The sequence below is a fragment of the Alcaligenes sp. AB3 genome (assembly GCF_031844565.1).
GTDB lineage: Bacteria > Pseudomonadota > Gammaproteobacteria > Burkholderiales > Burkholderiaceae_B > Alcaligenes > Alcaligenes faecalis.
Genome location: NZ_JAUZVM010000004.1, coordinates 154469 through 181137, shown reverse-complemented (window position 1 = coordinate 181137; position 26669 = coordinate 154469). Strand labels below are relative to the sequence as shown.

At 56.8% G+C, this 26669-nt stretch carries 34 protein-coding genes; 29 read left to right on the top strand and 5 right to left on the bottom strand.

Translation table 11 applies throughout. From position 1 onward, the window contains the following. Window positions 1-553 precede the first annotated feature (553 nt). The 23 genes from Q9R35_RS10750 to tatC all read left to right on the top strand — a co-directional run bounded on the left by Q9R35_RS10750 (window position 554) and on the right by tatC (window position 16548). Entirely contained in the window at window positions 554-1129 is a 576-nt protein-coding gene (locus Q9R35_RS10750) for a chromate transporter (RefSeq protein ID WP_026483647.1), read from the top strand. Continuing rightward, window positions 1126-1656: a chromate transporter gene (locus Q9R35_RS10745; RefSeq protein WP_042485755.1), complete on the top strand. Its 531-nt coding sequence runs from the start codon at window positions 1126-1128 to the stop codon at window positions 1654-1656. The genes Q9R35_RS10750 and Q9R35_RS10745 overlap by 4 nt, the downstream gene beginning before the upstream one ends. Window positions 1657-1851: 195 nt before the next feature. Further along, window positions 1852-2676, top strand: a complete 825-nt coding sequence (locus Q9R35_RS10740; protein WP_081251494.1) for an ABC transporter ATP-binding protein — start codon at window positions 1852-1854, stop codon at window positions 2674-2676. Beyond that, window positions 2673-3458 (top strand): lipid asymmetry maintenance ABC transporter permease subunit MlaE, encoded by a 786-nt coding sequence (gene mlaE, locus Q9R35_RS10735; RefSeq protein ID WP_042485749.1) that lies wholly within the window; start codon window positions 2673-2675, stop codon window positions 3456-3458. Before Q9R35_RS10740 ends, mlaE begins: the two co-directional genes overlap by 4 nt. 21 nt (window positions 3459-3479) lie before the next feature. Next, window positions 3480-3956, top strand: a complete 477-nt coding sequence (mlaD, locus tag Q9R35_RS10730) for an outer membrane lipid asymmetry maintenance protein MlaD (RefSeq protein ID WP_026483643.1) — start codon at window positions 3480-3482, stop codon at window positions 3954-3956. A 38-nt stretch (window positions 3957-3994) separates the two neighbouring features. After that, window positions 3995-4774, top strand: coding sequence for a VacJ family lipoprotein (locus tag Q9R35_RS10725; protein WP_086061731.1), 780 nt, complete (start codon window positions 3995-3997; stop codon window positions 4772-4774). Between the two features lie 40 nt (window positions 4775-4814). Beyond that, entirely contained in the window at window positions 4815-5486 is a 672-nt protein-coding gene (locus Q9R35_RS10720) for a phospholipid-binding protein MlaC (RefSeq protein WP_042485746.1), read from the top strand. Window positions 5487-5672: 186 nt separating this feature from the next. Then, complete coding sequence (locus Q9R35_RS10715; protein ID WP_009455490.1) at window positions 5673-6464, top strand: ABC transporter ATP-binding protein; 792 nt, start codon at window positions 5673-5675, stop codon at window positions 6462-6464. A 95-nt stretch (window positions 6465-6559) separates the two neighbouring features. After that, complete coding sequence (locus Q9R35_RS10710; RefSeq protein WP_042486095.1) at window positions 6560-7318, top strand: ABC transporter permease; 759 nt, start codon at window positions 6560-6562, stop codon at window positions 7316-7318. 4 nt (window positions 7319-7322) lie between these two features. Then, the gene (locus tag Q9R35_RS10705) at window positions 7323-7571 is read left to right on the top strand and encodes a BolA family protein (protein ID WP_009455487.1); all 249 of its coding nucleotides are present in this window, start codon (window positions 7323-7325) and stop codon (window positions 7569-7571) included. Continuing rightward, window positions 7564-8823, top strand: a complete 1260-nt coding sequence (gene murA / locus Q9R35_RS10700) for a UDP-N-acetylglucosamine 1-carboxyvinyltransferase (protein WP_311219825.1) — start codon at window positions 7564-7566, stop codon at window positions 8821-8823. Before Q9R35_RS10705 ends, murA begins: the two co-directional genes overlap by 8 nt. Next, entirely contained in the window at window positions 8823-9497 is a 675-nt protein-coding gene (gene hisG, locus Q9R35_RS10695) for an ATP phosphoribosyltransferase (protein ID WP_311219824.1), read from the top strand. The genes murA and hisG overlap by 1 nt, the downstream gene beginning before the upstream one ends. Before the next feature lie 129 nt (window positions 9498-9626). Further along, window positions 9627-10931: a histidinol dehydrogenase gene (gene hisD, locus Q9R35_RS10690; RefSeq protein ID WP_252605668.1), complete on the top strand. Its 1305-nt coding sequence runs from the start codon at window positions 9627-9629 to the stop codon at window positions 10929-10931. Window positions 10932-10956: 25 nt separating this feature from the next. Then, the gene (hisB, locus tag Q9R35_RS10685) at window positions 10957-11544 is read left to right on the top strand and encodes an imidazoleglycerol-phosphate dehydratase HisB (protein WP_009455482.1); all 588 of its coding nucleotides are present in this window, start codon (window positions 10957-10959) and stop codon (window positions 11542-11544) included. 20 nt (window positions 11545-11564) lie between these two features. After that, complete coding sequence (hisH, locus tag Q9R35_RS10680; protein WP_042485734.1) at window positions 11565-12212, top strand: imidazole glycerol phosphate synthase subunit HisH; 648 nt, start codon at window positions 11565-11567, stop codon at window positions 12210-12212. Window positions 12213-12289: 77 nt separating this feature from the next. Beyond that, window positions 12290-13030 carry a 1-(5-phosphoribosyl)-5-[(5-phosphoribosylamino)methylideneamino]imidazole-4-carboxamide isomerase gene (gene hisA / locus Q9R35_RS10675; RefSeq protein WP_042485730.1) on the top strand — a complete coding sequence of 247 codons (741 nt, stop codon included), beginning with the start codon at window positions 12290-12292 and terminating at the stop codon, window positions 13028-13030. Next, window positions 13027-13818, top strand: coding sequence for an imidazole glycerol phosphate synthase subunit HisF (hisF, locus tag Q9R35_RS10670; protein ID WP_311219823.1), 792 nt, complete (start codon window positions 13027-13029; stop codon window positions 13816-13818). Before hisA ends, hisF begins: the two co-directional genes overlap by 4 nt. Further along, on the top strand, window positions 13818-14222 hold the full coding sequence (hisI, locus tag Q9R35_RS10665) for a phosphoribosyl-AMP cyclohydrolase (RefSeq protein ID WP_042485724.1): 405 nt from the start codon (window positions 13818-13820) through the stop codon (window positions 14220-14222). The genes hisF and hisI overlap by 1 nt, the downstream gene beginning before the upstream one ends. Continuing rightward, window positions 14219-14572 carry a phosphoribosyl-ATP diphosphatase gene (locus Q9R35_RS10660; RefSeq protein WP_086069093.1) on the top strand — a complete coding sequence of 118 codons (354 nt, stop codon included), beginning with the start codon at window positions 14219-14221 and terminating at the stop codon, window positions 14570-14572. Before hisI ends, Q9R35_RS10660 begins: the two co-directional genes overlap by 4 nt. Before the next feature lie 83 nt (window positions 14573-14655). Continuing rightward, window positions 14656-15024: a histidine triad nucleotide-binding protein gene (locus Q9R35_RS10655; RefSeq protein ID WP_026483636.1), complete on the top strand. Its 369-nt coding sequence runs from the start codon at window positions 14656-14658 to the stop codon at window positions 15022-15024. 12 nt (window positions 15025-15036) lie between these two features. Next, window positions 15037-15270, top strand: coding sequence for a Sec-independent protein translocase subunit TatA (gene tatA / locus Q9R35_RS10650; RefSeq protein ID WP_003805401.1), 234 nt, complete (start codon window positions 15037-15039; stop codon window positions 15268-15270). A 22-nt stretch (window positions 15271-15292) separates the two neighbouring features. Beyond that, window positions 15293-15784, top strand: a complete 492-nt coding sequence (gene tatB, locus Q9R35_RS10645) for a Sec-independent protein translocase protein TatB (RefSeq protein ID WP_042485721.1) — start codon at window positions 15293-15295, stop codon at window positions 15782-15784. Then, window positions 15781-16548 carry a twin-arginine translocase subunit TatC gene (gene tatC, locus Q9R35_RS10640; RefSeq protein WP_042485717.1) on the top strand — a complete coding sequence of 256 codons (768 nt, stop codon included), beginning with the start codon at window positions 15781-15783 and terminating at the stop codon, window positions 16546-16548. The genes tatB and tatC overlap by 4 nt, the downstream gene beginning before the upstream one ends. A 263-nt stretch (window positions 16549-16811) precedes the next feature. Here the strand turns inward: tatC and Q9R35_RS10635 are convergent, their stop codons facing one another. Then, the gene (locus Q9R35_RS10635) at window positions 16812-17981 is read right to left on the bottom strand and encodes a S1C family serine protease (protein ID WP_045929463.1); all 1170 of its coding nucleotides are present in this window, start codon (window positions 17979-17981) and stop codon (window positions 16812-16814) included. Between the two features lie 25 nt (window positions 17982-18006). On the opposite strand from Q9R35_RS10635, the gene Q9R35_RS10630 reads away from it, so the two are divergent. Beyond that, complete coding sequence (locus Q9R35_RS10630; RefSeq protein WP_311219822.1) at window positions 18007-18783, top strand: Nif3-like dinuclear metal center hexameric protein; 777 nt, start codon at window positions 18007-18009, stop codon at window positions 18781-18783. 181 nt (window positions 18784-18964) lie between these two features. On the opposite strand, the gene mscL is transcribed toward Q9R35_RS10630, so the two are convergent. Further along, window positions 18965-19420: a large conductance mechanosensitive channel protein MscL gene (gene mscL, locus Q9R35_RS10625; protein ID WP_042485708.1), complete on the bottom strand. Its 456-nt coding sequence runs from the start codon at window positions 19418-19420 to the stop codon at window positions 18965-18967. A gap of 126 nt (window positions 19421-19546) precedes the next feature. On the opposite strand from mscL, the gene petA reads away from it, so the two are divergent. The 5 genes from petA (at window position 19547) to Q9R35_RS10600 (ending at window position 23671) form a co-directional block, all read left to right on the top strand. Then, the gene (gene petA, locus Q9R35_RS10620) at window positions 19547-20191 is read left to right on the top strand and encodes a ubiquinol-cytochrome c reductase iron-sulfur subunit (protein WP_035269839.1); all 645 of its coding nucleotides are present in this window, start codon (window positions 19547-19549) and stop codon (window positions 20189-20191) included. Between the two features lie 50 nt (window positions 20192-20241). Beyond that, on the top strand, window positions 20242-21630 hold the full coding sequence (locus Q9R35_RS10615) for a cytochrome bc complex cytochrome b subunit (RefSeq protein WP_311219821.1): 1389 nt from the start codon (window positions 20242-20244) through the stop codon (window positions 21628-21630). Between the two features lie 19 nt (window positions 21631-21649). Then, window positions 21650-22504, top strand: coding sequence for a cytochrome c1 (locus tag Q9R35_RS10610; RefSeq protein ID WP_080723769.1), 855 nt, complete (start codon window positions 21650-21652; stop codon window positions 22502-22504). A 126-nt stretch (window positions 22505-22630) separates the two neighbouring features. Then, window positions 22631-23239 carry a glutathione S-transferase N-terminal domain-containing protein gene (locus Q9R35_RS10605; protein WP_009455466.1) on the top strand — a complete coding sequence of 203 codons (609 nt, stop codon included), beginning with the start codon at window positions 22631-22633 and terminating at the stop codon, window positions 23237-23239. A 6-nt stretch (window positions 23240-23245) separates the two neighbouring features. Continuing rightward, window positions 23246-23671 (top strand): ClpXP protease specificity-enhancing factor, encoded by a 426-nt coding sequence (locus Q9R35_RS10600; protein ID WP_042485696.1) that lies wholly within the window; start codon window positions 23246-23248, stop codon window positions 23669-23671. A gap of 184 nt (window positions 23672-23855) precedes the next feature. On the opposite strand, the gene cysW is transcribed toward Q9R35_RS10600, so the two are convergent. From cysW to cysP, 3 genes are read right to left on the bottom strand one after another with little or no spacing between them, the layout of a single operon-like run. Beyond that, entirely contained in the window at window positions 23856-24701 is an 846-nt protein-coding gene (gene cysW / locus Q9R35_RS10595; RefSeq protein ID WP_042485692.1) for a sulfate ABC transporter permease subunit CysW, read from the bottom strand. Next, entirely contained in the window at window positions 24698-25588 is an 891-nt protein-coding gene (cysT, locus tag Q9R35_RS10590) for a sulfate ABC transporter permease subunit CysT (RefSeq protein ID WP_042485689.1), read from the bottom strand. Before cysT ends, cysW begins: the two co-directional genes overlap by 4 nt. A 3-nt stretch (window positions 25589-25591) precedes the next feature. Further along, a complete protein-coding gene (cysP, locus tag Q9R35_RS10585; protein ID WP_311219820.1) occupies window positions 25592-26596 on the bottom strand; it encodes a thiosulfate ABC transporter substrate-binding protein CysP in 1005 nt (334 codons plus the stop codon). Window positions 26597-26669 lie beyond the last annotated feature (73 nt).

Below are 26669 nucleotides of genomic sequence, written 5' to 3'. Positions count from 1 at the left end.
AACCGCTTTTACGACCATAAAGTCTTTTTTATTTTCAATCAAAGATGGGTATAGATCAAATCCATCTTCATGAAACTGTCCATGTTTGGATCCGGATCGGGCTGATCAGCCTCTCCAACAAGCCACCAAAAATTCAAACGATCGTTTCAATCTCTTTTATTTCAACAGATTGAACCCATAAAAAGCTCATTACACCCTTCATTAGCCGCCGGAAGCACCCGTCCCCTCAAGCGGGCATCACACATGGTTTCAAGTTATTTTTTTAATTCTTTTCTTATTTATTTCAATTCATTTTTTATTTAATTTCTGCGCCCACTTTAATTAATTTTTATCTTTAAATATTTCAAACAAATAAGCAGCGCTTGGGGATAGAAAAAAATTTGAGCAACCCCTGCCCCACGGCCGTTTTCTTGCCGATAAAGGCCCCGCCGCAGCTCCAACAAGAAGGATCAGCCCCCTACCCGAGCGCACAAGAGGGCAAAAACGGCTTAATTTGTATGCCAGAATGTTCAAACTTCCACTTTTGACGAGCCCTATCCGCCTTCATTGCTCTATGACCCGGTCTCAAGAAGCTGCCCCTTTATCCCTGAGCGCTCTATTTCTGATCTTTGCCCGCATTGGCCTGACCAGCTTTGGCGGGGGCTTGAGTGGCTGGTTAATGCGTGAGTTTGTCGTCCAGCGACGCCTGATGAGTCAGGCAGACTTTCTTAGCGGCCTGGCTCTGTCCCAGGCACTGCCCGGCATCAATGTGGTGAATCTCTCTATCTGGATTGGTTACCGACTGCTGGCCGGACCGGGGGCTTTGGTTGCCACACTGGGCATGGTGCTCCCCCCGCTGCTCCTGGCCATTTTCATGCTGATTGGTCTGGAACAACTGACGGGCTCTACCCTGGTGCCTCAGGTCATGGCCGGGATTGCCGCCGCAGCCATCGGCCTGTCGCTTGAAATGGGCGTACGCTCGGCACGCAGCGCAGCCACCGGAATCGTGCCAATTGCGATCATGTTGGCGGTTTTTGTTGGCATTTTCGTCATGGAATGGAGCCTGATCCCCGTTATTCTGATCTGTGCGCCACTGTCCGTCTGGTACGCCTGGCTGCAGCTTGGGGATAAAGCGGTGGAGCAATCATGATCACGGTGCTGCTCCAGCTCATGCGCGTGTTCGCGCCTCTGTCCTTTCTGACCATTGGTGGCGGGCAAAGCATCATTCCGGAAATTCACCGGCAGTCGGTGGAAATCCATGGCTGGCTCAGCAATCAGGAGTTTCTGGATCTGTTCGCCCTGTCACGCCTGACACCTGGCCCGAAGTCCCTGCTGGTCACCCTGGTCGGCTGGAAAGCCGCAGGCTGGGCCGGGGCCCTGGCCGCATCCATCGCCATTTTTCTGCCCTCCGCACTATTGATCTATTACCTGGCGACGATCTGGAAACGCTATGAAGGCACACGCCTCATCCGCGCCATCGAAATCGGGCTGCTGCCCATAGCCGCCGGGATGATTCTGGCGGCCAGCGGCACAATTCTGAAGGCAGCTCAAGGTGGACTGTGGGCCTGGGGGACGGCATTGGCCTGTACGGCCATTTTGCTGCTTAGCCGCATCAACCCCCTATGGCTGCTGGCAGGAGGCGGATTGCTGTTCGCCTTGATACAACCTGTTATCTAAAACAAATTTGACACATAAAAAGGCCCACTGGGCGCTTGAACTCGACCGGAAGTAAGGGGCTGTATCAAGGGTCACAAAAAGGACCATGAAAACGTCAGGATCCCGCCTTCAGAAAGCGCAAGACATTGAGCCGCCAGAGCTGCAAGCGGTACAATAGCAGGTCCTTTTACCCCTTTTACCCCTTTTGCCCGCGACATGGCTGTAAATACTGACCAAGCCGTACTAAATCTGGATTCTGCTTCGCTGGGCTATGGTGCCTTTACCGTGCTGGCGGACGTATCCATGAGCGTCCAGAAAGGGCAGGTCGTCGCCATGATGGGGGGTTCCGGTTCCGGAAAAACAACACTTCTGCGTGCTGCTACCGGACAAATTCGTGCGCAGAAAGGGACTGTTACGGTTTTTGGCCAGAACTTGGCCAAGCTGGACGGCGAGGCCCTACGCCAGACGCGTCAACGCATGGGCGTGCTGTTTCAGCAGGGCGCCCTGTTTACCGACCTGAACGTATTTGAAAACGTGGCGTTCCCTCTGCGAGAGCTGACGAACGACTCCGAAGCGGCCATTGAGGACCGTGTACTGGACAAGTTGGACGCCGTTGGCCTGCGCGCTGCGGCCCATTTGGGCATCAATGAAATTTCTGGCGGTATGGCTCGCCGGGTTGCCCTGGCTCGGGCCATTGTGCTGGAGCCCGAGCTGATTCTGTACGACGAACCCTTTGCCGGTCTGGACCCTATTTCCATGGGCATTACCGCACAACTGATTCGCGACCTGACAGACCGCCTGAACTGCGCCTCGGTACTGATTACGCACGATGTGGCCGAGTCTTTTGCCATTGCCGACCAAGTCTATATTGTTGGTCAAGGACGTTTGCTGACTCAAGGTACGCCCACCGAGCTGCGCGCTTCCCAGGATCCCTACGTGCAACAGTTCCTGCGTGGCGAACCCGACGGCCCTATCGCCTTTAACTACCCCGTCACCCCGGCTTTTGAAGCCTGGCTGCAGAACCGGACGACGCGCTCATGAATTTCATTACTGCCCCGATTAGTGCGCTAGGCGCGGCCATCCGCAATAGCATTTACGGCCTGGGTGCCTTCAGCCGCCTGTTTGTGGCCTTGCTGGCCCGCTCCTCGCTGTTGTGGCGTCGCCCGCGACTGATTTCCCAGCAAATCCACTTTATTGGCAACTATTCGCTGCTGATCATTGCCGTTTCCGGCCTGTTCGTGGGTTTTGTGCTGGGCTTGCAAGGTTATTACACACTGAACCGCTATGGGTCCGAAGAAGCTCTGGGCCTGCTGGTCGCCCTGTCCCTGGTGCGCGAACTGGGGCCGGTTGTCACCGCCCTGCTGTTTGCGGGCCGGGCCGGCACGTCGCTGACCGCTGAAATCGGCCTGATGAAGGCTGGTGAACAGATTGCCGCCATGGAGGTCATGGCGGTAGATCCCTTGCGCCGCCTGCTGGTGCCGCGCTTTTGGGGCGGCATTATCGCCATGCCCATTCTGGCCGCCGTGTTCTCCATGGTCGGCATCCTGGGTGGCTATATCGTCGGCGTACAAATGATCGGCATTGATGCCGGCGCTTTCTGGTCGCAAATGCAAAACGGCGTCGATGTCATTGATGATGTACTCAACGGCGTGATCAAAAGCCTGGTATTTGGCCTGATCGTGACCTTGATTGCGCTGTATATGGGCTGGCATGCCAAGGCCACCCCCGAAGGCGTTTCTCGCGCGACCACACGCACGGTCGTCAGCGGCGCTTTGGCGGTATTGGGCACGGACTTCCTGCTCACCGCCCTTATGTTCAGTTAACTATTTAGGAATTGCTCAACGATGAATCGCGAGAAAACCGATTTCTGGGTTGGCCTGTTTGTTTTGCTGGGGCTGGTCGCACTGGCATTCCTGGCCCTGCGTGCGGGTAACCTCAGCTCTTTTTCCTTTGCCAAAACCTACCAGGTATCGGCCAAGTTCGATAATCTGGGTGGCCTGAAACCACGCGCTCCCATCAAGGCCAGCGGTGTGGTCGTTGGCCGGGTTGGCTCCATTGGTTTTGACAATCAGGACTTCAAGGCCGTGGTTACCCTGGATATGGATGAGCACTACAAGTTTCCTGTCGATACCTCCGCTTCCATCCTGACGTCAGGCCTACTGGGTGAACAGTATATTGGCCTGACTGCCGGTGGCGACGACAAGGACCTGCAAGGCGGTAGCACCATTACCTATACACAAAGCGCGGTTGTGCTGGAAGAACTGATCAGCAAGTTCCTCTACAACACAGCCTCCAGTGACGGCGGCTCCAAATCGGAGTAATAAACCGCCAGCTCATGCTCATTACAGACGACACAATCATGAATACAACAACTCGCCGCTCTTACTCCCTGCCTCGTGGAGTCCGTTTGAGCCTGATCGGTGCCAGTGCTGCGCTTGTGGCTGGTTGCGCCAGCGTGCCCAACCCCAACCCCCAGGATCCCTGGGAAGGCATGAACCGCGGCATTTACGCCTTTAACGAAACCGTGGACGGCGCGCTGATCAAACCGATTGCAGAAGGCTATAACGCACTGACCCCGCAGCCTGCACGCACATGTATTAGTAACATTTTCAACAACCTGGGCGATGCCTGGTCGGCCGTCAACAGCTTCCTGCAAGGCGAGCACATTGACTTCTTCAACACCCTGGGTCGCGTCCTGTTCAACTCCACCATGGGTCTGGGTGGTTGTATCGACGTTGCCACCATGAACGGCTCCAAGCGCATCCCCAACGACTTTGGCGTGACGCTGGGCGTATGGGGCATCAAATCTGGCCCTTACGTGGTTCTGCCTTTCTTTGGCCCCAGCACCGTTCGTGACGGTGTGGCACGCGGTACCAGCTTCCTGGAAGGCTTCTCGTCCACTGGCCCGATCATGGCCATCAAGGATGTACCCGTACGCAACAGCATCATGGGCCTGTGGGCTCTGGATGCCCGCGCTGGCGTGCTGGATGCAGAAAAACTTGTTAACGACATCGCCCTTGACCGCTACAGCTTCATACGCGACGCTTACCTGCAACGACGTCATGCGATGGTGCAAGCGCGCCGTACCGGTGGCGACACCAGCCAGGATTTGCCTGACTACTCGGACGCAGACGAATAAAAACGCCCTGCCCGCAGAACACTCATCTGGAGCTTTTTTTATGATTTCCCGTCCCGCCTTGGGCGGGACTGCTTTGCAGTCCTCTCCCTCTCGCCTGATTTCCTGGATCCTGACCGCCTGTGCAGTGCTGGCCTTGTGTTTGCATGCGGTGGCCGCGCAAGCCCAAGCTGCTGACCCGAAAGGCGAGCCCAACAAATTTGTTGAATCGGTCGGTAATCAGGCATTGCAAGTGGTCAAGGAAAGCGACGCCATCCGCAAGGGTGACCGCGCTGCCATCCTGGCTGCCGTGAACGAAAACATCATGCCTTACGTGAACCTGGAAAAGACGACGCGCCTGTCCGCGGGCCGCTACTGGCGTCAAGCCAGCCCCGAACAGCGTCAGAAGCTGGTGGACGCGTTCAAGGGCACCTTGGTTCGCACCTACAGCGGTGCCTTGTCCCGTGTGGATGACAAGACCCAGCTGACCATTCTGCCTTTCCGTGGCGATGCCAATGCGGACGATGTGGTTGTACGCTCCTCGCTGACCCAGCCCAACGGCGGCCCGGTTGGCGTGGATTACCGCCTGGAAAAAACACCGGAAGGCTGGAAAATCTACGACTTGAACGTGGAAGGCATCTGGCTGATTCAAAACTACCGCAACCAGTTTGCCCAGCAAATTGAGCAAGGTGGCATTGATGGCCTGATTCAGGCGCTGAACAAGCAAAACAGCTAAGACAGGCCGTGGCAAGCACGGTCGCTTTGGTCGGGCTTTCCTAAGCAGACCAGAGTCGTACTCTATAATAAAGAGCCTGATCACCCCCAAACAGGTCTACGCCCATGCGTAGGCCTGTTTAGTTAACAAAGACGCTACCGCGACGACTTCCACCGCCACACCCGCGTCAGGCCAACCCAAATTGCCATGTCCGCCTTCAAACTCGATAACGTCAGCAAACGCTTCGCTCCCCAAAGCCGGGGACTCAAAAGCCTGTTTTCCCCTCCCCGTTCCGATGCCGGTTTTCTGGCCGTCGATCAGGTCAGCCTGACTATTGAACATGGTGAATTTTTTGGCTTGCTCGGCCCTAACGGCGCCGGCAAAACAACCCTGATTTCCATGTTGGCCGGCTTGACCCGGCCCACCAGCGGCCAGGTCAGTGTCTGTGGTTACGATGTGCGCACCCAGTACCAAAAAGCCCGCCAATCGTTGGGCGTGGTGCCACAGGAAATTGTTTACGATCCCTTTTTCACCGTCCGTGAAACCCTGCGTCTGCAATCGGGCTACTTCGGCCTGAAAAACAATGACGACTGGATCGACGAAATTCTGGCCAATCTGGCCTTGAGCGACAAGGCCGATGTGAACATGCGCGCCTTGTCCGGCGGCATGAAGCGCCGCGTTCTGGTCGCCCAGGCACTGGTGCACCGCCCCCCTGTCATTATTCTGGATGAACCCACTGCCGGTGTGGACGTGGACCTGCGCCGCACGCTGTGGGAGTTCATCATTCGCCTGAATCAACAAGGCCACACCATCTTGCTGACTACCCATTATCTGGAAGAAGCTCAGGCCCTCTGTGGTCGCCTGGCCATGCTTAAAAGTGGCAAGATCGTCGCCCTAGATACCACGCAAGCCATTATGGAGCGCGCAGGCGGCCACGATCTGGAGGATGCATTTGTGCGCATCATGCACAACGAAGGGAAAATGGGAGTCGCCCTGTGAACCAGAACAACTCCCCCAAACACTGGGGCGTGCCTCAAAACACCGACGCCCCCGCTACCAAGATCGGTACCTTAAGCCTGCCCCCGCAGCCCAAGATGGGTTCGGGCTTTCCTACGCTGCTGCGCAAGGAGCTGATGCGTTTCTGGAAAGTGGGCTTTCAGACCATTGCAGCGCCCGTACTGACGGCGCTGATGTACTTGCTGATTTTCGCCCACGTGCTGGAAGGCCGCGTCACGGTATACGACTCCGTGCCCTACACCGCCTTCCTGATTCCGGGTCTGATGATGATGAGCATGTTGCAAAACGCCTTTGCCAACCCCTCCTCATCACTGATTCAAAGCCGCATTACGGGCAATCTGGTCTTTATCCTGCTGCCGCCGCTTTCGCACCGCGAAATCTTCGCCGCCTATCTGCTGGCGTCCATTGCCCGCGGCGTCTGTGTGGGCCTCTGTGTCTGGCTGGTGTCGCTGTTCTTCGTGTCCCTGCCCGTGGCCAAGCCTTTGTGGGTATTGGTCTTTGCCGTCATGTCTTGCGGCATCATGGGCACCCTGGGTCTGATCGCCGGTCTGTGGTCCGAGAAGTTCGACCAGTTGGCTGCGTTCCAGAACTTCCTGATCATGCCCGCGACATTCCTGTCGGGTGTGTTCTATTCGATTCATAGCCTGCCGCCGTTTTGGCAAACTGTTTCACACTGGAATCCGTTGCTCTATACCATTGACGGGTTCCGCTACGGTTTTTTTGCCGCCTCGGATATTTCTCCCTGGTTCAGCCTGACCGTTGTCGCCAGCGTCTTTGTTGCGCTGTGTCTGATTTCGCTACGCCTGCTTGCCTCAGGCTATAAATTACGGAATTGATTTCATGTTGCCGACCCCCGAACAAGTTCACCAATACATTGCCGACAACCTGCCCTGTGAACACTTGCAAGTGCAAGGCGATGGTTCGCACTTTGAGGCCCTGATCGTCAGCACCGCCTTTGAAGGCAAACGCCTGATTGCGCGTCACCAACTGGTTTACAAAGCCCTGGGCGACCGGATGAAAGCCGAAATCCACGCCCTGTCCATGCGCACGCTTACCCCCGACGAATACAAGGCCAATCCGAATGGATAAATTACGCATCACGGGCGGACAACGCCTGAATGGCGAAATCACCGTCTCTGGCGCCAAAAACGCTGCCCTGCCCATTCTGTGCGCCAGTCTGCTGACTGCCGACACGGTGTACCTGGACAATGTCCCGCGCCTGCGTGACATCGACACCACCCTGAAGCTCCTGGGTCAGTTAGGTGTCACCCAGGAACGCAATGGCACGCTGGAGTTGAATGCAGGCAACATCACCAATCTGGAAGCGCCCTACGAACTGGTGAAAACCATGCGCGCCTCCATTCTGGTGCTGGGCCCCCTGCTGGCCCGCTTTGGCGAGGCCCGCGTCAGCCTGCCCGGAGGTTGCGCCATTGGTCAACGCCCTGTGGATCAGCACATCAAGGGCCTGGCCGCCATGGGTGCAGAAATCCATGTCGAACACGGCTTTGTGAATGCCCGCGCCAAGCGCTTGCGTGGTGCCGTGGTGCGCACGGATATGGTGACGGTTACCGGCACCGAAAACCTGATGATGGCGGCTGTGTTGGCCAAAGGCCAAACCATTCTGGAAAACGCAGCCCGCGAACCGGAAATTATTGATCTGGCCGAACTGCTGATCAAAATGGGTGCCAAGATCCAGGGCCACGGTACCGACCGTATCGTCATTGACGGGGTCGAGCGCCTGCACGGTGCCAAACACACCATCTGCCCCGACCGTATCGAAGCCGGTACATTCCTGTGCGCCGTTGCCGCTACGGGTGGCGAACTGACCTTGCGCAATACCGATGCTGACGCCATGGGCGCCACGCTGGACAAGCTGCGCGAAGCCGGTCTGCAGATTGAAGCCGGCCCGGACTGGATCAAAGCCAGCATGAATGGTCGCCCCAAGGCAGTCAGCTTCCGCACCAGCGAATACCCCGGTTTCCCTACGGACATGCAGGCTCAATTGATGGCACTGAACACCATCGCCGACGGCACTGCCTCGGTCGTGGAAACCATCTTTGAAAATCGCTACATGCACGTACAGGAACTGAACCGCCTGGGTGCACAGATCGATATCGAAGGCCATATGGCCGTCGTTACCGGCGTACCCTACCTGACTGGCGCCACTGTCATGGCAACCGACCTGCGTGCGTCGGCCAGCCTGGTCATTGCGGGTCTGGCTGCTCGGGGTGACACCACCGTCGAACGCATCTACCATCTGGACCGTGGCTACGACCGCATGGAAGCCAAGCTTCAGGCCGTCGGCGCCAACATCGAGCGAATCAGCAGCAAGGAAACCTAATGAGTCCCGCCGGTTTAAATCAACCTCTGACGCTGGCCTTGTCCAAAGGCCGGATTTTCGACGAAACCCTGCCTTTGCTGGAAGAGGCAGGCATCAAGGTGCTGGAAAGCCCCGAAACGTCGCGCAAACTGATCCTGTCCACCAATAATCCGGACCTACGCCTGATTATTGTGCGTGCCACCGACGTGCCGACCTACGTGCAATACGGTGCCGCCCATATCGGGATTGCCGGCAAGGACGTGCTGTACGAGCACATGGAACAGCACCCCGGCGGTCTGTACCAGCCTGTGGACCTGAACATTGCCCGTTGCCGCCTGTGCGTGGCCGTGGCCGAAGGCTTTGACTACCATTCGGCAGTCAAGCAAGGTTCTCGCCTGCGTATTGCCACCAAATACACCCGTGCGGCTCGCGAGCACTTCGCCAGCAAGGGCGTGTACGTGGATCTGATCAAGCTGTATGGCTCCATGGAACTGGCCCCGCTGGTGGGTCTGGCCGACGCCATTGTGGACCTGGTCTCCAGCGGCGGCACCCTGCGCGCCAACAAGCTGGTGGAAGTGGAAGACATCACCCCCATCTCCTCGCGTTTGATCGTCAATCAGGCCGCCATGAAAAACCGCGGTGCGCAGTTGCAACCCCTGATCGACGCCTTCTCTCGCGCTTCGGTGGACGAGTAAAACCTCCCCTGCTGCTGGCAGGGGACAAACCGCCTGACGATCCTGCTTGCGCAAAAGGCGCAGACCGCCTTTTGCCTAAGCGAAATGTTATACACTGGCCCTTGAACCTTAGCTTTTTCCTATAGCGACATGTCACTGATCCATCGCCTGACCTCCCAATCCGCCCAGTTCGATGCCGAACTGCGCACGCTACTGGCTTACGAAGCGTCCGAAGACGCGTCTATCGAGCACGCTTGTGCCGAGATTCTGCATCGTATCCAGCATGAGGGAGACACGGCCTTGCTGGATTACACCCAGCGCTTTGACCGCCTGGCTGTTGAACAGGCCTCGGCACTGGAAATCTCCAAGGAAGAACTGTTTGCGGCTCTGGACAGCCTGCCTGCCGATCAGCGCAAGGCACTGGAACAGGCCGCCGAGCGCGTGCGCCGTTACCACGAGCACCAGCGCACTGAAACCTGGACCTACACGGAAGCCGACGGCACCGTGCTGGGCCAGCAAGTCACCCCCTTGGACCGTGTGGGACTGTATGTTCCCGGTGGCAAGGCCGCTTACCCCTCCTCGGTTCTGATGAACGCCATCCCCGCGAAAGTGGCCGGTGTTCCTGAACTGATCATGGTCACGCCTACACCCGATGGCGTGCGCAACCCCATCGTACTGGCCGCTGCCGCCCTGGGCGGTGTCGATCGCGTGTTCACCATTGGTGGCGCACAAGCCGTAGGCGCGTTGGCTTACGGTACGGACACCATTCCTGCGGTAGACAAGATTGTCGGTCCCGGCAACGCCTACGTGGCTGCTGCCAAGCGTCGTGTCTTTGGCGTGGTTGGCATCGACATGATTGCCGGCCCCTCCGAAATCCTGATCATCAGCGACGGCAGTGCTCCTGCCGACTGGGTGGCCATGGACCTGTTCTCCCAGGCCGAACACGACGAGCTGGCCCAGGCCATCTTGCTGTGCCCGGATACGAACTTCCTGGATCAGGTTGAAGCCGCTATCGAACGCCTGTTGCCCACCATGCCACGCGCGGACATCATCCGTCGCAGCCTGTCTGGCCGGGGTGCTCTGATCCACGTCCGTGATCTGGACGAGGCCTGTCGGATCAGCAACCATATCGCGCCGGAACACCTGGAAGTCTCTACCCGGAACGCCCAGGACCTGTTGGGCAAAATCCGCCATGCTGGCGCCATTTTCCTGGGCCCCTACAGCTCTGAATCGCTGGGCGATTACTGTGCCGGGCCTAACCATGTCCTGCCGACGGCACGCACTGCGCGTTTCTCGTCACCCTTGGGCGTCTACGATTTCCAGAAACGCAGCAGCATTATTCAGGTTTCAGAATCAGGCGCCCAAACACTGGGACCTATAGCCGCTACGCTGGCTCAAGGCGAGGGGCTGTACGCCCACGCTGCCAGCGCGCAATTCCGATTGAACCAATCCTGATACCGGCCTTGCCGCCGGCTCTGATATGCGTACCGCCGAGATTACCCGCAATACCAATGAAACCCGCATCCGCGTGGCCGTTAACCTGGACGGCACCGGCCGTCACTCGCTCAACAGCGGTGTGCCCTTTCTGGACCACATGCTGGACCAGATCGCCCGCCACGGTCTGATTGACCTGGACGTGCACTGTGAGGGCGATACCCACATCGACGATCACCATACCGTCGAAGATATCGGCATTGCGCTGGGCCAGGCATTTGCCAAGGCCGTAGGCAGCAAAGCCGGTCTGCGCCGTTACGGTCATGCCTACGTCCCCTTGGACGAGTCGCTGTCGCGCGTAGTGGTGGACTTCTCCGGTCGCCCCGGCCTGTTTTATTTTGTGCCCTTTACCCGCGCACGAATCGGCCAGTTCGATGTAGACTTGGCACGCGAGTTTTTCCAGGGTTTTGTGAATCACGCCCTGGTTTCTATGCACATCGATAACCTGCGCGGCGAAAACGCACACCACCAGTGCGAAACCGTGTTCAAAGCCTTTGGCCGAGCATTGCGCATGGCTCTGGAGCTGGACCCACGTAGCGAAGGCGTGGTGCCTTCGACCAAAGGGGTTCTGTAAACGTCCTTCGGACACACATCGTGACCACTATCGCTATTGTCGATTACGGCTCGGGCAACATCTTCTCGGTTGCCCGAGCACTGCATGCCGCCGCACCTGATGCGCGCATCATTCTTGCTCAAACCCCTCAAGCCATTCTGGATGCGGACCGGGTTGTCTTACCCGGCCAGGGCGCCATGCCCGATTGCATGGCCCACCTGGACCAATCCGGTTTGCGCGATGCCTTGCTGACAGCCGCCCGCACCAAGCCCTTATTGGGCATTTGCGTAGGCGAACAAATGCTGTTCGATTCCAGTCAGGAAGGCAATGTCCCCTGTTTAGGTCTGATTCCCGGCCAGGTACGCCGTTTTGAGGGCCCGAACTACAAAAGCAGCGACCACGCCTCCGGCTCCGGGCTGAAAGTGCCCCATATCGGCTGGAACCGCGTACACCAGACTCAGGATCATCCCTTATGGGCTGGTATTGAAGATGGCGCGTTCTTTTACTTTGTACATAGCTACTTTGTCGATCCGCTGCATATAGATCAAACTTGTGGTTCGACGCACTATGGCCAACGCTTTACCTCGGCGATAGCAAACGCTAATATTTTTGCGTTGCAATGCCATCCTGAGAAAAGCGCAGACAACGGCCTGCAACTGTTCCGGAATTTCGCCAACTGGAAGCCATGATTTTTCAAGCAAGCTTCCCGGCGTTGTTCTGACTTTTTCCGACCCAGTATTTCTTACGTTTTTTACGGCTAAAGACCATGCTTTTGATTCCCGCCATCGACCTTAAAGACGGGCGTTGTGTGCGCCTTCGCCAGGGTGACCTGGACGATGCCACTATTTTCTCGGATGATCCGGCCAAAATAGCAACACAATGGCTGGAACAAGGGGCTCGGCGCCTGCATCTGGTGGACCTGAACGGCGCTTTTGCCGGCAAGCCCAAGAACAGCGAAGCCATCAAATCCATTATTGCTGCCATCGACGGTGAGATTCCCGTGCAGATTGGCGGTGGTATTCGCGATCTGGACACCATCGAGCGCTACCTGGACGCCGGCATGAGCTATGTCATTATTGGCACCGCCGCCGTCAAGAGCCCTGGTTTCCTGCAAGACGCCTGCAGCGCCTTTCCTGGCAACATCATTGTTGGCCTGGACGCCCGTGATGGCAAAATCGCCACCGACGGCTGGAGCAAGCTGACCCGCCACGACGTACTGGATCTGGCCAAGAAATTCGAAGACTACGGCTGCGAGTCCATTATCTACACCGATATTGGCCGCGACGGCATGCTCACTGGCGTGAACATTGAAGCCACAGTCAAGCTGTCCCAGCACGTGAAGATTCCTGTCATCGCCTCGGGCGGTGTTACCAACCTGAAAGACATCGAAGACCTGTGCGAGGTTGAGCACGAAGGCGTTGAGGGTGTCATTTTGGGTCGCAGCATTTACGAAGGCACCCTGAATTTTGCCGAGGCGCAAACCTTCGCTGACGAGTACCAGGCATGAGCCAGGACGTCGCCAACGAATTAGCCTGCCGCATCATCCCTTGTCTGGACGTGACCGCTGGCCGCGTGGTCAAAGGGATCAACTTTGTGGATCTGGTCGATGCCGGTGACCCGGTCGAGATCGCCCGCAAGTATAACGACCAGGGCGCCGACGAGCTGACCTTTCTGGACATTACGGCCACCTCGGACAACCGTGATCTGATCCTGCCCATCATCGAACAGGTAGCCAGCCAGATCTTCATCCCCCTGACAGTGGGCGGCGGTGTGCGCGAAGTGGCCGATATCCAGCGCCTGCTCAATGCTGGTGCGGACAAGGTTTCCATTAACAGCGCCGCCATCAGCAACCCGGATCTGGTGCGTGCCGCCAGCGATCACCATGGCAAGCAATGCATGGTCGTGGCCATTGACGCTCGCCGCGTCAGTGCTGAAAACGAAGCCCCCCGCTGGGAAGTCTTTACCCACGGCGGTCGTCGTGGAACCGGCCTGGACGTGGTGAAATGGGCAGCCCGCATGGCCGAATACGGCGCAGGCGAACTGCTGCTGACCAGCATGGACCGCGACGGCACCAAATCCGGCTTTGATCTGGAACTGACCCGCGCCGTATCCGAGGCGGTCTCCGTTCCCGTTATCGCCTCGGGCGGTGTGGGCGGCCTGCAAGACCTGGCCGACGGCGTGATCAAGGGCGGCGCCAGCGCCGTACTAGCCGCCAGCATCTTCCACTACGGTCAACACACTATTGCCGAAGCCAAGGATTTCATGGCTGCGCAAGGTATTCAGGTGCGACGCTAATGGCAGACTTACCGGCATGGCTGGCTGAAATCCGCTTTGATGAACAAGGTCTGATCCCGGCGATTGCGCAGGACCAGGCCACGGGCAAGATCTTGATGGTCGCCTGGATGAACCAGGAGTCCCTGCAAGAGACCGTCAGCACCGGCCGTGCCGTGTACTGGTCGCGTTCCCGCCAGCGCCTGTGGCGCAAAGGCGAGGAATCCGGCCATGTGCAGCATGTCAGCGACTTGCGTCTGGACTGCGACGGCGATGTTATTTTGCTCAGCGTGGAACAGATTGGTCAGATTGCCTGTCATACGGGTCGCGAAAGCTGCTTTTATCGCCAGCTGCAAGGCCAGAGCGATCAAGCACAATGGGTGGCGGTTGATCCCGTCCTGAAAGACCCGGAGCATATTTACCGATGAGTGAACAACCTACTGTCGAGACCATCCTCGATCATCTTGGCCGCACCCTGAAGTCCCGTCTGCCTACACAAGGCGGGGACCCATCGTCATCCTACGCCGCCAAGCTGCTGGCCAAGGGACCGGATGCCTTCCTGAAGAAAATCGGGGAAGAAGCAACCGAGCTGGTCATGGCTGCCAAGGATGAAGAACGCGAGCGCATCGTCTACGAAACGGCAGACCTGTGGTTTCATAGCCTGGTGGCACTGACTTACTACGGTCTGGAGCCCCGCGATGTCCTGACAGAACTGCTGCGCCGCGAAGGTACATCAGGCCTGGAAGAAAAAGCTTCGCGCCCTAAGGATCAGGTGTAATTCTGTCATTTAGACGCGCTACACTGTCCTGATACCTAGATTTTTGGCACTTGCCCAGCAAGTGCCTCGCTACCGAGGTTGTTATGAGCGAGAACTGTCTGTTTTGTAAAATTGCTGCCGATCAGATCCCGTCCAAGAAAGTGTACGAGGACGAGGACTTTCTGGCATTTCACGACATCAACCCAGCTGCACCTATCCATATCCTGGTAATCCCCAAGAAACACGTCGTGTCCATGCAGGACGTATCAGGCCAGGATAGCGAATGGTTGGGTAAAATGATGGCTTTGGCACCTTCCCTGGCCGCAAAGGCTGGTTGTCGCCCCGGCCCAGAAGGCGGTTTCCGCATTGTCATCAACAACGGTTTGGATGGCGGGCAGGAAATCAACCATTTACACATGCACATCTTGGGCGGTGAGCGCCCATGGCAACAACGCGCAGCCATGGCTGCTTAAGGGAGATACATTATGGGTAGCTTTAGCATTTGGCACTGGCTGATCGTTCTGGTCATCGTTGCCCTGGTTTTCGGCACCAAGAAACTGCGTAACATCGGCTCGGATCTGGGCGGTGCAGTCAAAGGTTTTAAAGAAGGCATGAAAGACGTGGGTGAAGAAGAAAAAACACCCGAAAGCGTCAGCCAGCGCGCTGCCGATCCCCAAACGATCGACGTGCAGGCCAAGGAAAAATCCGATCGCGCCTGATCCCCTTCTTGTGTGAGTCTGAATGTTTGATGTCAGCTTTAGCGAACTGCTCCTGATTGGAGTAGTCGCCCTGATCGTCATCGGTCCCGAACGTCTGCCTAAAGTAGCGCGCACTGTCGGCCACCTGCTTGGCCGCGCGCAGCGCTACGTCAACGAGGTCAAGACCGATATCCAACGCGAAATCAATCTGGATGAGGTGAACAAGCTCAAAGACCAGATGGAGGACGCTGCGCGCTCGGTACGCAGTTCGGTCGAAGACACGGGCAAAAGCATAAGCCAGCCTCTGACTGAAGCTCGCGATACCCTGCAAAATGCGTCGGAGTCCGCGCGCAAGGCCTTCTCGGACAAACCCGATAGTGCCACTGCAACGCCCGACGCCGCTACTACAGAACCGGCTGCCAGCCAGCCGAGCACGGATGCAGCCGCCCCGCCAGCGCCCAGCGCGCCGGCCAGTGACGACGCTCCCCGTCCTACGGATGCTCCCGCCCACCCCGCTAAAGGACCTACGGCATGAGCACCGACGCGCCTCAAGAAGATACCTTCATCTCCCACCTGGTCGAGCTGCGCACACGCCTGCTGCGCGCGGTCATTGCTGTGGTCGGGATTTTTATCGTGCTGTTTACGTACCCGGGCGCTTCGGCCATTTATGATGTGCTGGCCCAGCCCATGATGAGTTCGCTGCCCGAGGGCACACGCATGATCGCCACCGGGGTGATTACCCCGTTCATGGTGCCGGTCAAAGTGACGCTAATGGCAGCCTTTGTGCTGGCCTTGCCCGTCGTGCTGTATCAGGCCTGGGCCTTTATTGCCCCCGGCCTGTATAACCACGAGAAAAAACTGGCCCTGCCCCTGATCATGACCAGCACCTTGCTGTTCATTGCCGGGATGGCCTTTTGTTATTTCGTGGTGTTTCGCACGGTCTTTCATTTCATCGCGTCTTTTGCTCCGCAATCGATTACGCCCGCACCAGACATCGAAGCCTATCTTGGCTTTGTCATGACGATGTTCCTGGCCTTTGGCATCACCTTTGAAGTGCCCATCGCCGTCATCTTGCTGGTGAAAACCGGGGTGGTAACCGTTGCAAAGCTGCGCGAGATTCGTGGGTATGTCATTGTCGGCGCTTTCGTCATTGCCGCCATCGTGACACCACCTGATGTGGTCAGCCAGATTCTGTTGGCCGCTCCGCTATGCATCTTGTACGAACTGGGCATTCTGGCCGCCAGCATGCTCAAGAAGCGAGAAGCGGAAAGCAGCGAAGGGCGCGAACTGGACTTGTAAAAAGCACAGACGGCACATCCGCCGCAGGTCGCTCAGACCCGAAAATGGCTCTCTTGCCTTGCTCCGAACGGAGCAGCCAGAGAGCCATTTTTTTGGTACCTTGCAAAGCCCTTTGCGCCACTACGATCTGCAAGCCAGCGTAGCCAAATGCAAACCGCTCACGTTACCAGCACATCCGTACCACCGTGCACTGCCAGGGCAGTCATGAACACCGCCCTAGCCGCTTCAAAAACTCCCTGCAGGTCCGAAGGAGGGCTTGCCCCTTACTTGCGCACCTGAGGCCGCATACCGACCTTAACGGGAACATCCAGTTCCTTGCCATCACGCAATACACCCAGCGTGACGGTCTGCCCGGGTTGCACAGGGCCAATCTGATTGAGCAGACCAATTGAATCGGCTACTTGCTGACCATTCAAACGCAGCACAATATCCCCCACCTGCAGATGCGCCTCGGCCGCCGGGCCATGACGCTGCACACTGGCAATGATCACGCCGGCATCACTCTTTAGCTTGAAGGATTTGATCAGGTCTGGAGTAATGTCTTGCGGTTCCAGGCCCAGCCAGCCCCGCGTCACTTCCCCATTGCGGATAATCTCGTCCATGATGGCCAAGGCGGTAGAGGCAGGAATCGCAAAGCCAATCCCTAAAGAGCCGCCAGTCTCGGAGTAGATAGCCGTATTGATGCCCACCAGACGCCCTACGGCGTCCACCAGGGCACCACCAGAGTTACCCGGATTAATGGCGGCATCCGTCTGGATAAAGTTCTCGTAAATATTGATACCCAGGCGATTACGTCCCAAACCGGACACAATGCCCATGGTCGTGGTCTGCCCCACCCCGAACGGATTGCCGATCGCCAGGACGACATCACCCACCTGCAATTGGCCTTGCGCCTGAGTCTGAATGACGGCCAGCTTGGGCAGGTCGACCTTCAGCACCGCCAGATCGCTTTCCGGGTCCGAGCCAATCAAGCGCGCCTTGGCCTGACGCCCGTCCGCCAAGGCCACCTCGATAGCATCAGCCGCTTCAATCACGTGGTAATTGGTCAGGATATAGCCCTGGTCGTGTACGATCACGCCCGAACCCAGGTTGATCGTGGAGCGGCGGCCCATCAGGTCTGGCAGCTCGCGAAACAGACGCTGCAGATCAGGATCTTCCAGCAGTGGAGAATTGCCTTCCAAATGCTTGCTGGTGTACACATTAACGACAGCAGGCGCGGCACGGGTGACGGCCAGGGCATAAGAGACAGGCCCCTCTTGCACGACGGGCGTCAGGATAGTGGAAGGCACGGGCGCAGGCAGGACCACCGTATTCGTAGAGCGGGCGGGTGCTTCAGGTGCCCCTATCCACTGCGGTCGCAACGTCACCACAATAAAAAAACCTGCCAAACAGATCGTCACCGCTTGAGCAAACACTAGCCACAATCGACTCATAGCACTCTTTCAGATAAGGATTTCCATGACTCAGGTATCAACAGCCGAACTGGCCAGCTGGCTCAATAGCACCTTGGATATCGCCCGTTTCAAGGACTACTGTCCCAATGGGCTCCAGGTCGAAGGCAAGCCATACATTGGCAAACTCGTCACCGGTGTGACGGCCTCGCTGGCATTGATTGATGCGGCTATTGCCCGCCAGGCGGACGCAATTTTGGTACACCACGGCTGGTTCTGGAAAAACGAGAACCCATGCATTGTTGGCACCCGAAAAACTCGTATCGAACGCGTCCTGTCGCATCAGCTTAACCTCTTGGGCTACCACCTGCCGCTGGATGCGCACCCCGAGTTTGGCAACAACGCGCAATTGGCCCGGCAATTGGGCATCGAGGTACTTCGCGACGCAAACGGCTTGGCACAAACCTGTGGTCCGGACGGCCTGGTCTGGCTGGGTGAACTGCCAGCCCCCGTTTCACTGGAAACATTCGGCCTGTCAGTTTGCAATAACTTACAACGCAAACCACTGATTGTTGGCGATTTACAACGGAAAATCCGCCGAATAGCCTGGTGCACAGGAGGGGCTCAGGGCTTTATTGATAGTGCCGTTGCTGCACAGGCTGATCTTTACATCAGTGGAGAAGCCTCGGAGCAGACCTTCCACAGCGCGCAGGAAAACAATATTGCCTTCATGGCTGCCGGTCACCACGCCACCGAGCGCTATGGTGCCAAGGCCCTGGGCGAAGAAATTGCGCGCCGGTTTGGTATCGAAGTCGAGTTCATCGACCTGGACAACCCGATCTGATTTCATCAAAAACCCGCACATATGACCTTGAACAAGCTTTAAAGCGCCACAGGCTAGACAAGCCCAGGCCATGAAAGGCTAAAATCAGGCATCCGGCGCGGACAAACTTGACCCTGCCGGTGGGTTTACATAAACAAAAAGGTGCCGAAAGGCACCTTAAAGCTTTGATTGGTTTGGGCTTTTATTTTTTCAGCGAATCTCTGATCTCACGCAGCAACAGCACGTCTTCAGGGGTTGGTTCGGGTACGGCTTCAGCGGCCTCGGCCTTGGCCACAGTGGCACGCATACGGTTAATCATCTTGACCATGCAAAACACCACGAAGGCCAGCAAGATGAAGTTGATCAAGATGGTCAGGAAGTTACCCCACGACAAAACAACAGCACCGGCCGCATTCAGAGCTTCCAGGGTTTCTGGGCCAGTAAAGCCCTCAGGTGTACGCAAGACCGTGAACTGGTTGGTAAAATCCACTTCGCCGCCAAGGATGAAACTGATGACGGGCATGACGATGTCTTTTACCAGCGAGTCGATAATCTTGCCGAAAGCAGCGCCAATAATGACACCGACCGCAAGGTCCATCATGTTGCCCTTAACTGCGAACTCCCGGAATTCGTTCAGGAAACCTCGAGCCTTGTTCATATGTTCACCTTTGATCAAGTTATGCTGCGCTGGGTAACGCGTATAATGTGCGGTTGAATAATATACCCAGGCCCAAATCCGTAAATTGTGGTATTGCCCGAGTCGGGCAGGAATAAGGATACTAGAATGAGTCAGAATACGACACAGCCCGATGCCATAGGCGCGGTTGATTTCAATCTTCCGCCCGATCCTTCGCGCCGCACCTGGGTCGCCACCGCCTGTGCATTAGGTGGTGTCGCTGGTGTGGCGACAGCTGTTCCCTTTGTCAGCTCCTTTGCTCCTTCCGAGAAAGCAAAAGCGGCCGGCGCTCCCGTAGAGGTTGATATCTCTGGTATCGCCCCCGGTCAGATGCGCACCGTGGAATGGCGCGGGAAACCCGTCTGGATTCTGCACCGCACCAAAGAGCAGCTGGACGCACTGCCCAAGCTGGACAGCCAGCTGGCCGACCCTGACTCGGATCGCCCCGGTTACACCCCTGCGTACGCCAAGAACGAATACCGTTCGCGTCGCCCTGAAATCTTTATCTGTATCGGTATCTGCACCCACCTGGGTTGCTCCCCGACCCCGCATCTGGCTGCTGGCGCTGGCGCTGGTCTGCCCGGTGGTTGGGAAGGCGGCTTTCTGTGCCCCTGCCACGGCTCCACGTTCGACCTGGCCGGCCGCGTCTACAGCAACAAGCCTGCTCCAGACAATCTGGAAATCCCGCCCTACGAGTTCTCGGCTGACGGCACGATGGTTACCATCGGCGTAGACGAAAACAACAAGGCCTAAGGCGGCTGTAACCCAATACGTACTATTTAAAAAGATAAAGGAGCCGTTTCATGGCTGGCGAGAAAACCGTCGAAACGACAGGACTCTTGGGATGGATTGACAGGCGCTTCCCCCTGACATCCATGTACAAAGAGCACATGTCAGAATATTACGCGCCGAAGAACTTCAACTTCTGGTATTTCTTTGGCTCCCTGGCACTGCTGGTGCTGGTTATCCAGATCGTGACGGGTATTTTCCTGGTCATGAACTACAAGCCTGATGCCAAGCTGGCCTTTGAGTCGGTTGAATACATCATGCGTGAAGTGCCCGGTGGCTGGATCATCCGCTACATGCACTCCACAGGCGCTTCCATGTTCTTCGTGGTGGTGTACCTGCACATGCTGCGCGGCTTGTTCTACGGTTCTTACCGCAAGCCACGTGAACTGGTCTGGATCTTTGGCGTTGCCATTTTCCTCTGTCTGATGGCTGAAGCCTTCATGGGCTACCTGCTGCCATGGGGCCAGATGTCCTACTGGGGCGCCCAGGTGATTGTTAACCTGTTCTCGGCCATTCCTTTCATTGGTCCTGACCTGGCTATTTTCATCCGTGGTGACTACGTGGTGTCCGACGCCACCTTGAACCGCTTCTTTGCTCTGCACGTGATTGCTGTGCCTCTGGTCCTGCTGGGCCTGGTTGTGGCTCACCTGATCGCGTTGCACGAAGTGGGTTCCAACAACCCCGACGGTATCGAAATCAAGCAAGGCCCCAAAGACGCTCAAGGTCGTCCTTTGGATGGCATCCCCTTCCACCCTTACTACACCGTGCACGACATCCTGGGTGTGGCTGGCTTCCTGATTGTGTTTGCCGCGATTGTGTTCTTTGCCCCTGAAATGGGCGGCTACTTCCTGGAGTTCAACAACTTCAGCCCTGCCGATGCACTGAAGACTCCTCCGCACATTGCTCCTGTCTGGTACTTCACGCCTTTCTACTCCATGCTGCGTGCCACGACTGCCGACTTTACCTGGGTTCTGGCCGGTGCTTCCGTGCTGGGTGCTCTGGTGCTGTTCGTCAAAGGCAAGCTGCCCGGTATCTGGCGTCTGGTCGTACCCGCTGTCCTGATCGCTGTTGCTGTGCTGCTGCGTGTTATCGACGCCAAGTTCTGGGGCGTGGTGGCCATGGGTGGTACGGTCGTGATCCTGTTCTTCCTGCCTTGGCTGGATAAATCGCCTGTGAAGTCGATTCGCTACCGTCCTACCTGGCACAAAGTGCTGTACGCGATTTTCATCATCAACTTCCTGATCTTGGGTTACCTGGGCACGCAGGCCCCGAACGACTTGTTCAACCTGCTGAGCCAGATCGGTACGGTGATCTACCTGGCCTTCTTCCTGCTGATGCCAGTATGGAGCCGCATGGGTACGTTCAAACCCGAACCTGATCGCGTGACTTTCCGCCCTCACTAGGCCCCCAACACGAAACGGAATGACCATGATTAAGAAACTGCTTGGCGCTCTGGCCTTGTCCCTTACCTGCACGGTGGCTGTGGCCGCCGAAGGTGGCTATGCCCTGGAGCGCGCGCCCGACCGCATGAATGACATGGCGGCTTTGCAAAATGGCGCAAAACTGTTTGTGAACTACTGTCTGAACTGTCATAGCGCCAACTCCATGCGCTACAACAAGCTGACAGACATCGGCCTGACCGAAGAAGACATCAAGAAAAACTTGCTGTTCTCCTCGGACAAGGTGGGTGATCTGATGAAGATCGCCATGACCCCGGAAATGGGCAAGAAGTGGTTTGGTGCCGCTCCTCCGGACCTGTCCGTGATTGCGCGTGCCAAGTCCACCAACCTGGGTCCTAGCGGCGCAGACTACATCTACACCTACCTGCGCACGTTCTACCGTGACGCATCCCGTCCTACAGGCTGGGATAACCTGGTTTTCCCAAGCGTGGGTATGCCTCACGCCATGTGGGAGCGCCAAGGTGGCGTGACCTTGCACCGCACGACCGTGGCCCAGGAAGCCAAGGACGATGGCAGCAAGGAATGGGTCAAGACTGTGGCCACCTACGATCCAGCCGGCTTCTCCGACGTCAAGAAAGAAGTATTGGCCGATTACACCGGCCATGCTACTGACACCGTCAAGCTGGAGCCTGTTAACGCCAAGGCTGCTGCCAAGTACGACAGCGACGTGGCCGACCTGGCCAACTTCATGGACTGGATGGCAGAGCCTGTGCAGCTGGAGCGCAAGAAGATCGGTGTAGGCGTGATCCTGTTCCTGCTCTTGTTCTTTGCCGTCGCATGGCGACTGAACAGCGTTTTCTGGAAAGACATCAAGTAAAACGCTATGCTAGACGGGCAGGCCTAACTAGCCTGCCCGGCTTTTTATTGTTAAAACCCCTTGCAGGGTTTTAAATTCTGAGCCGTGAGGCTCTTGTTTTTATTTCTACGACTGGAATCTCCTACCATGATGGTGCTCTACTCTGGAACAACTTGCCCATTCTCACAGCGCTGCCGTTTCGTGTTGTTTGAAAAAGGCATGGATTTCGAGATCCGCGACATCGACTTGTACAACAAGCCTGAAGATATCGCCGTCATGAACCCCTACGGACAGGTGCCAATCCTGGTAGAACGTGACCTGATCTTGTACGAATCGAACATCATCAATGAGTACATTGATGAGCGTTTCCCGCATCCTCAGCTGATGCCTGCGGACCCCACGATGCGCGCCCGCACACGCCTGTTCCTGTACAACTTCGAAAAGGAACTGTTTGTGCACGTGGCCGCCCTGGAAGACCGCCGCAATGCGGATGCCAAGGCACAGGAACTGGCCCGTCAGCAAATCCGCAACCACTTGTCGCAGCTGGCTCCGATCCTGCTCAAGAACAAGTACATGCTGGGCGAAGAGTTCTCCATGCTGGACGTGGCGATCGCTCCCCTGCTCTGGCGCCTGGACCACTACGGTATCGAACTGCCCAAGAGCGCCGCTCCTGTGCAAAAGTACGCCGAGCGCGTGTTCTCGCGTCCTGCTTACATTGAAGCACTGACTCCTTCCGAAAAAGTCATGCGTCGCTAATCCATTATGCAAGAAACCTCGACCAAGCCTTACCTGCTGCGCGCCCTGCACGAATGGTGTTCCGATCACGGCTACACCCCTCATATCGTGGTGACGGTAGACGCCAACACCGTGGTTCCACGCGGCCATATTCAGGATGGACAAATCACCCTGAATATCGGGCACCTGGCCACCAATGGCCTGATCCTGGGCAACGACTACATTGAATTCCAGGCCCGCTTTGGCGGCGTGACGGAAGACATCTTCGTTCCCGTGGCAGCCGTGTCGGCCATCTACGCACGCGAAACAGGTGCTGGTATGGGTTTTGAAGTAGTGGAATCCGAACCTTACGCTGAAGACGAGGCGCAAGATGCAGCTCCTGAAGCGGCACCGGAAACGCCCGCTGCCAAGAAAGACGCTGACAAGGTCTCGCACCTGAAAATCGTCAAATAAGGCGCGTTCGACGCAAACAAAAATAGAGCCCCGCATGGGGCTCTATTTTTTTGGTCTACTTGTTAACAAGCATCCGAACGCTGGCTTTGGCTTTGGCAGATCAGTAGCAACTGCTTAAGGCTCCTCAGGGAATAGTCAGTCTTCTAAAGCCACTGACATATTGCCCACACACTCAATCCACCATTTACCCTTGCACCGCCTCTTCCTGATTGCGACGCCTTCCAGCCGCCACACGCCACTCCAGCAGGCTCTTGAGCATCACGGACACAATGGCAAATACTGCCAGCAGCGCCGCTGCTGTAAAAGCTGCAGCGGCCTTGTTATCGTTGTTCAGCTGATCCACCAGCAAGGACAAGGTCAAGGTCTGATTCATGATGGTGCCAGACACCACGGATACCGCACCGAACTCGCCAATCGCACGAGCATTGGTCAGCACCACACCATAGAGCAGGGCCCATTTAATATCCGGCAACGTGACGTGCCAAAAGATCTGCCAACCATTAGCTCCCAGACTAAGAGCCGCTGCCTGCGCGTCCGAGCCTTGCGCCTGCATGATAGGAATCAGGATACGGGCCACATAGGGCGTGGTCACAAAGATCGTGACCATCAGAATCCCTGGCCAGGCAAACATCAGCTGAATGTCGCGTGCGCTTAGCCATTGCCCCAGGGACGACTCCACGCCATAGACCACCAGATAACACAGGCCCGCCACCACCGGCGATACCGCGTAAGGCAGATCCACCAAGGTACTGAGCAGACGGCGACCACGGAACTCATAATGCGTCAGACACCAGGCCAGCAGAATGCCAAAGACCATGTTCAGAGGCACCGTCAGCACCGCTACAAACAAGGTAAGCCCAATGGCGTGCAGCATGTAATCCTCTTGCAGATTGCTCCACAAGGCAGGCAAACCGTCGCCCAAAGCTTTGGAGAAAATCAGTATCAGGGGGACCACCAGCAAACCCAGCACCAAGGCAATACCCAAGGCCAGAATCAGGCGATCAGCCATGCTTTTAGGCGTTTTTCTCATGGCGCCCTCCGCTGCCAGCCCAACAAACGGTTCTGCACCAGCTGCAAGGTGAACAGCAGCAGCAAGGAGGCGATCAAGATTACCGAGGCAATCGCAGCCGCGGCCGGATAGTTGAACTCTTGCAGACGCACAAAAATCATCAGGGATGACACTTCAGTTTTGAAGGGGATATTGCCCGCAATCATGATGACGGCGCCAAATTCACCCAAACTACGAATAAAGGCTTGGGAAGCCCCGGTCACCAGAGCGGGAATCAACGGAGGAAACACCACTTTGCTGAAGGTCTGCCAGCCATTGGCACCCAGTGTGTGGGCAACCTCTTCGTACTCGGCCCCCAGCTCTTCAATCACGGGCTGCACAATACGCACCACAAAGGGCAAGCTGGTGAACGTCATGGCCAGAACAATACCAGGGTACTGATAAGCCACCTTCCAGCCCTCCGGCAGAAACTGGCCAAACCAACCGCCAGGCACAAACAGCGTCGCCAGGGTCAAACCCGCCACCGAAGTTGGCAAGGCAAACGGCAGATCCACCAAGGCATCAATCAGACGACGCCCCGGAAACTCAAAGCGTGTAATGATCCAGGCAATGATGAACCCCACCACACTGGCGATCACGGTGGAGTAAAAAGCAGCACTGATCGTGACCTGATAACTGCTGACAACACGTTTATCAGTCACCGCACGCCAATAATCGGCCAGGCTCATGTCACTGACGTACATGAACAAGGCCGACAAAGGCAGCAGCACAATAATGGACAGGTACAGGACGCTAAAGCCAAAGCTCAGTCCAAAACCCGGCATGACGGGGCGGCGCAGAAAGAAGATGGGCTTTAGCGCAGTCTTCGCCCCGGAATCCTGCGCCCCGCCCACAAGAGTACGACTCATGAATTACTTGGCCAGCAACTGGTCCAACACGCCGTTTGCGGCAAAGTGACGGCTTTGAATGTCAGTCCAGGAACCCAGAACGTCGGTAGGATTGATCAGCTTGACCGGCGCATACTTGGACTCGAATTCCTTGGCCACGGCAGGGTCCGTCACACGGTAGTTGAAGCCAGCCAGCAGGCGCTGAATCTCGGGGGTGTACTGGAACTTCAGGTATTCGGTTGCTTCCTTGCGGGTGCCCTTCTGGTCAACCACACGGTCCACCACGGCGACAGGGAACTCGGCCAATACGCTGACAGGTGGCACCACCACTTCCAGCTCGCTGCCCTTGAACTCGTCGCTGGCAGCGATATTGATCACTTCAGATTCAAAGGTCAGCAACACATCGCCCTGACCGTTCTGGGCAAAAGCGACCGTCGCGCCACGACCACCCGTAGGGAAGCTCTCTACATTACCCAGCACCTTGCCGACAAACTCCTTGATCTTGGCCTCGTCACCGCCGAATGCTTCGTTGGCATACAACCAGGAAGCCAGGTAGGTGTAGCGAGCATTGCCCGAGGTCTTGGGGTTCGGGAACACCAGCTTCACGTCGTCACGCACCAGATCATCCCAGGACTTGATGTTCTTGGGATTGCCTTTGCGCACCAGGAAAGCAATGGTGCTGTAGTAAGGCGAGCTGTTGTTCGGGAATTTAGAGGCCCAATCCTTGGCAACGGCACCGCGCTCGGCCAGGAACTCAATATCGGTGACCTGGTTGAAGGTCACCGTATCGACTTTCTTGCCCTGAATAATGTCCTGGGCCTGACGGGAGGTACCGGCAAACGACTGATCAATCTTGATGTCTTCGCCTGTAGTCGCTTTCCAGTGTTCGGCAAACTTGGGGTTGATCGCCGCAAAGGTCTCGCGTGCCACGTCAAACGAGGCGTTCAGCAAAGAAACCTGGGCACTGGCTGTGCCACCCAGCAAAGACGCCAACAACAAGGCAGAGCCAACAACAGACTTCAATTTCATGGTGTTCCCCAAAGTTCCCGGACGCGGCCTTCGGAGCCCGTCACTGATGTTCAATCGCGTGCTATCTATATAA

Excerpts from the sequence above, each read along its gene's own strand:
- Q9R35_RS10750 (WP_026483647.1), top strand. The coding sequence starts at position 554 with ATGACCCGGTCTCAAGAAGCTGCCCCTTTATCCCTGAGCGCTCTATTT.
- Q9R35_RS10745 (WP_042485755.1), top strand. The coding sequence starts at position 1,126 with ATGATCACGGTGCTGCTCCAGCTCATGCGCGTGTTCGCGCCTCTGTCC.
- Q9R35_RS10740 (WP_081251494.1), top strand. The coding sequence starts at position 1,852 with ATGGCTGTAAATACTGACCAAGCCGTACTAAATCTGGATTCTGCTTCG.
- mlaE (WP_042485749.1), top strand. The coding sequence starts at position 2,673 with ATGAATTTCATTACTGCCCCGATTAGTGCGCTAGGCGCGGCCATCCGC.
- mlaD (WP_026483643.1), top strand. The coding sequence starts at position 3,480 with ATGAATCGCGAGAAAACCGATTTCTGGGTTGGCCTGTTTGTTTTGCTG.
- Q9R35_RS10725 (WP_086061731.1), top strand. The coding sequence starts at position 3,995 with ATGAATACAACAACTCGCCGCTCTTACTCCCTGCCTCGTGGAGTCCGT.
- Q9R35_RS10720 (WP_042485746.1), top strand. The coding sequence starts at position 4,815 with ATGATTTCCCGTCCCGCCTTGGGCGGGACTGCTTTGCAGTCCTCTCCC.
- Q9R35_RS10715 (WP_009455490.1), top strand. The coding sequence starts at position 5,673 with ATGTCCGCCTTCAAACTCGATAACGTCAGCAAACGCTTCGCTCCCCAA.
- Q9R35_RS10710 (WP_042486095.1), top strand. The coding sequence starts at position 6,560 with ATGGGTTCGGGCTTTCCTACGCTGCTGCGCAAGGAGCTGATGCGTTTC.
- Q9R35_RS10705 (WP_009455487.1), top strand. The coding sequence starts at position 7,323 with ATGTTGCCGACCCCCGAACAAGTTCACCAATACATTGCCGACAACCTG.
- murA (WP_311219825.1), top strand. The coding sequence starts at position 7,564 with ATGGATAAATTACGCATCACGGGCGGACAACGCCTGAATGGCGAAATC.
- hisG (WP_311219824.1), top strand. The coding sequence starts at position 8,823 with ATGAGTCCCGCCGGTTTAAATCAACCTCTGACGCTGGCCTTGTCCAAA.
- hisD (WP_252605668.1), top strand. The coding sequence starts at position 9,627 with ATGTCACTGATCCATCGCCTGACCTCCCAATCCGCCCAGTTCGATGCC.
- hisB (WP_009455482.1), top strand. The coding sequence starts at position 10,957 with ATGCGTACCGCCGAGATTACCCGCAATACCAATGAAACCCGCATCCGC.
- hisA (WP_042485730.1), top strand. The coding sequence starts at position 12,290 with ATGCTTTTGATTCCCGCCATCGACCTTAAAGACGGGCGTTGTGTGCGC.
- hisF (WP_311219823.1), top strand. The coding sequence starts at position 13,027 with ATGAGCCAGGACGTCGCCAACGAATTAGCCTGCCGCATCATCCCTTGT.
- hisI (WP_042485724.1), top strand. The coding sequence starts at position 13,818 with ATGGCAGACTTACCGGCATGGCTGGCTGAAATCCGCTTTGATGAACAA.
- Q9R35_RS10660 (WP_086069093.1), top strand. The coding sequence starts at position 14,219 with ATGAGTGAACAACCTACTGTCGAGACCATCCTCGATCATCTTGGCCGC.
- Q9R35_RS10655 (WP_026483636.1), top strand. The coding sequence starts at position 14,656 with ATGAGCGAGAACTGTCTGTTTTGTAAAATTGCTGCCGATCAGATCCCG.
- tatA (WP_003805401.1), top strand. The coding sequence starts at position 15,037 with ATGGGTAGCTTTAGCATTTGGCACTGGCTGATCGTTCTGGTCATCGTT.
- tatB (WP_042485721.1), top strand. The coding sequence starts at position 15,293 with ATGTTTGATGTCAGCTTTAGCGAACTGCTCCTGATTGGAGTAGTCGCC.
- tatC (WP_042485717.1), top strand. The coding sequence starts at position 15,781 with ATGAGCACCGACGCGCCTCAAGAAGATACCTTCATCTCCCACCTGGTC.
- Q9R35_RS10635 (WP_045929463.1), bottom strand. The coding sequence starts at position 17,981 with ATGAGTCGATTGTGGCTAGTGTTTGCTCAAGCGGTGACGATCTGTTTG.
- Q9R35_RS10630 (WP_311219822.1), top strand. The coding sequence starts at position 18,007 with ATGACTCAGGTATCAACAGCCGAACTGGCCAGCTGGCTCAATAGCACC.
- mscL (WP_042485708.1), bottom strand. The coding sequence starts at position 19,420 with ATGAACAAGGCTCGAGGTTTCCTGAACGAATTCCGGGAGTTCGCAGTT.
- petA (WP_035269839.1), top strand. The coding sequence starts at position 19,547 with ATGAGTCAGAATACGACACAGCCCGATGCCATAGGCGCGGTTGATTTC.
- Q9R35_RS10615 (WP_311219821.1), top strand. The coding sequence starts at position 20,242 with ATGGCTGGCGAGAAAACCGTCGAAACGACAGGACTCTTGGGATGGATT.
- Q9R35_RS10610 (WP_080723769.1), top strand. The coding sequence starts at position 21,650 with ATGACCATGATTAAGAAACTGCTTGGCGCTCTGGCCTTGTCCCTTACC.
- Q9R35_RS10605 (WP_009455466.1), top strand. The coding sequence starts at position 22,631 with ATGATGGTGCTCTACTCTGGAACAACTTGCCCATTCTCACAGCGCTGC.
- Q9R35_RS10600 (WP_042485696.1), top strand. The coding sequence starts at position 23,246 with ATGCAAGAAACCTCGACCAAGCCTTACCTGCTGCGCGCCCTGCACGAA.
- cysW (WP_042485692.1), bottom strand. The coding sequence starts at position 24,701 with ATGAGAAAAACGCCTAAAAGCATGGCTGATCGCCTGATTCTGGCCTTG.
- cysT (WP_042485689.1), bottom strand. The coding sequence starts at position 25,588 with ATGAGTCGTACTCTTGTGGGCGGGGCGCAGGATTCCGGGGCGAAGACT.
- cysP (WP_311219820.1), bottom strand. The coding sequence starts at position 26,596 with ATGAAATTGAAGTCTGTTGTTGGCTCTGCCTTGTTGTTGGCGTCTTTG.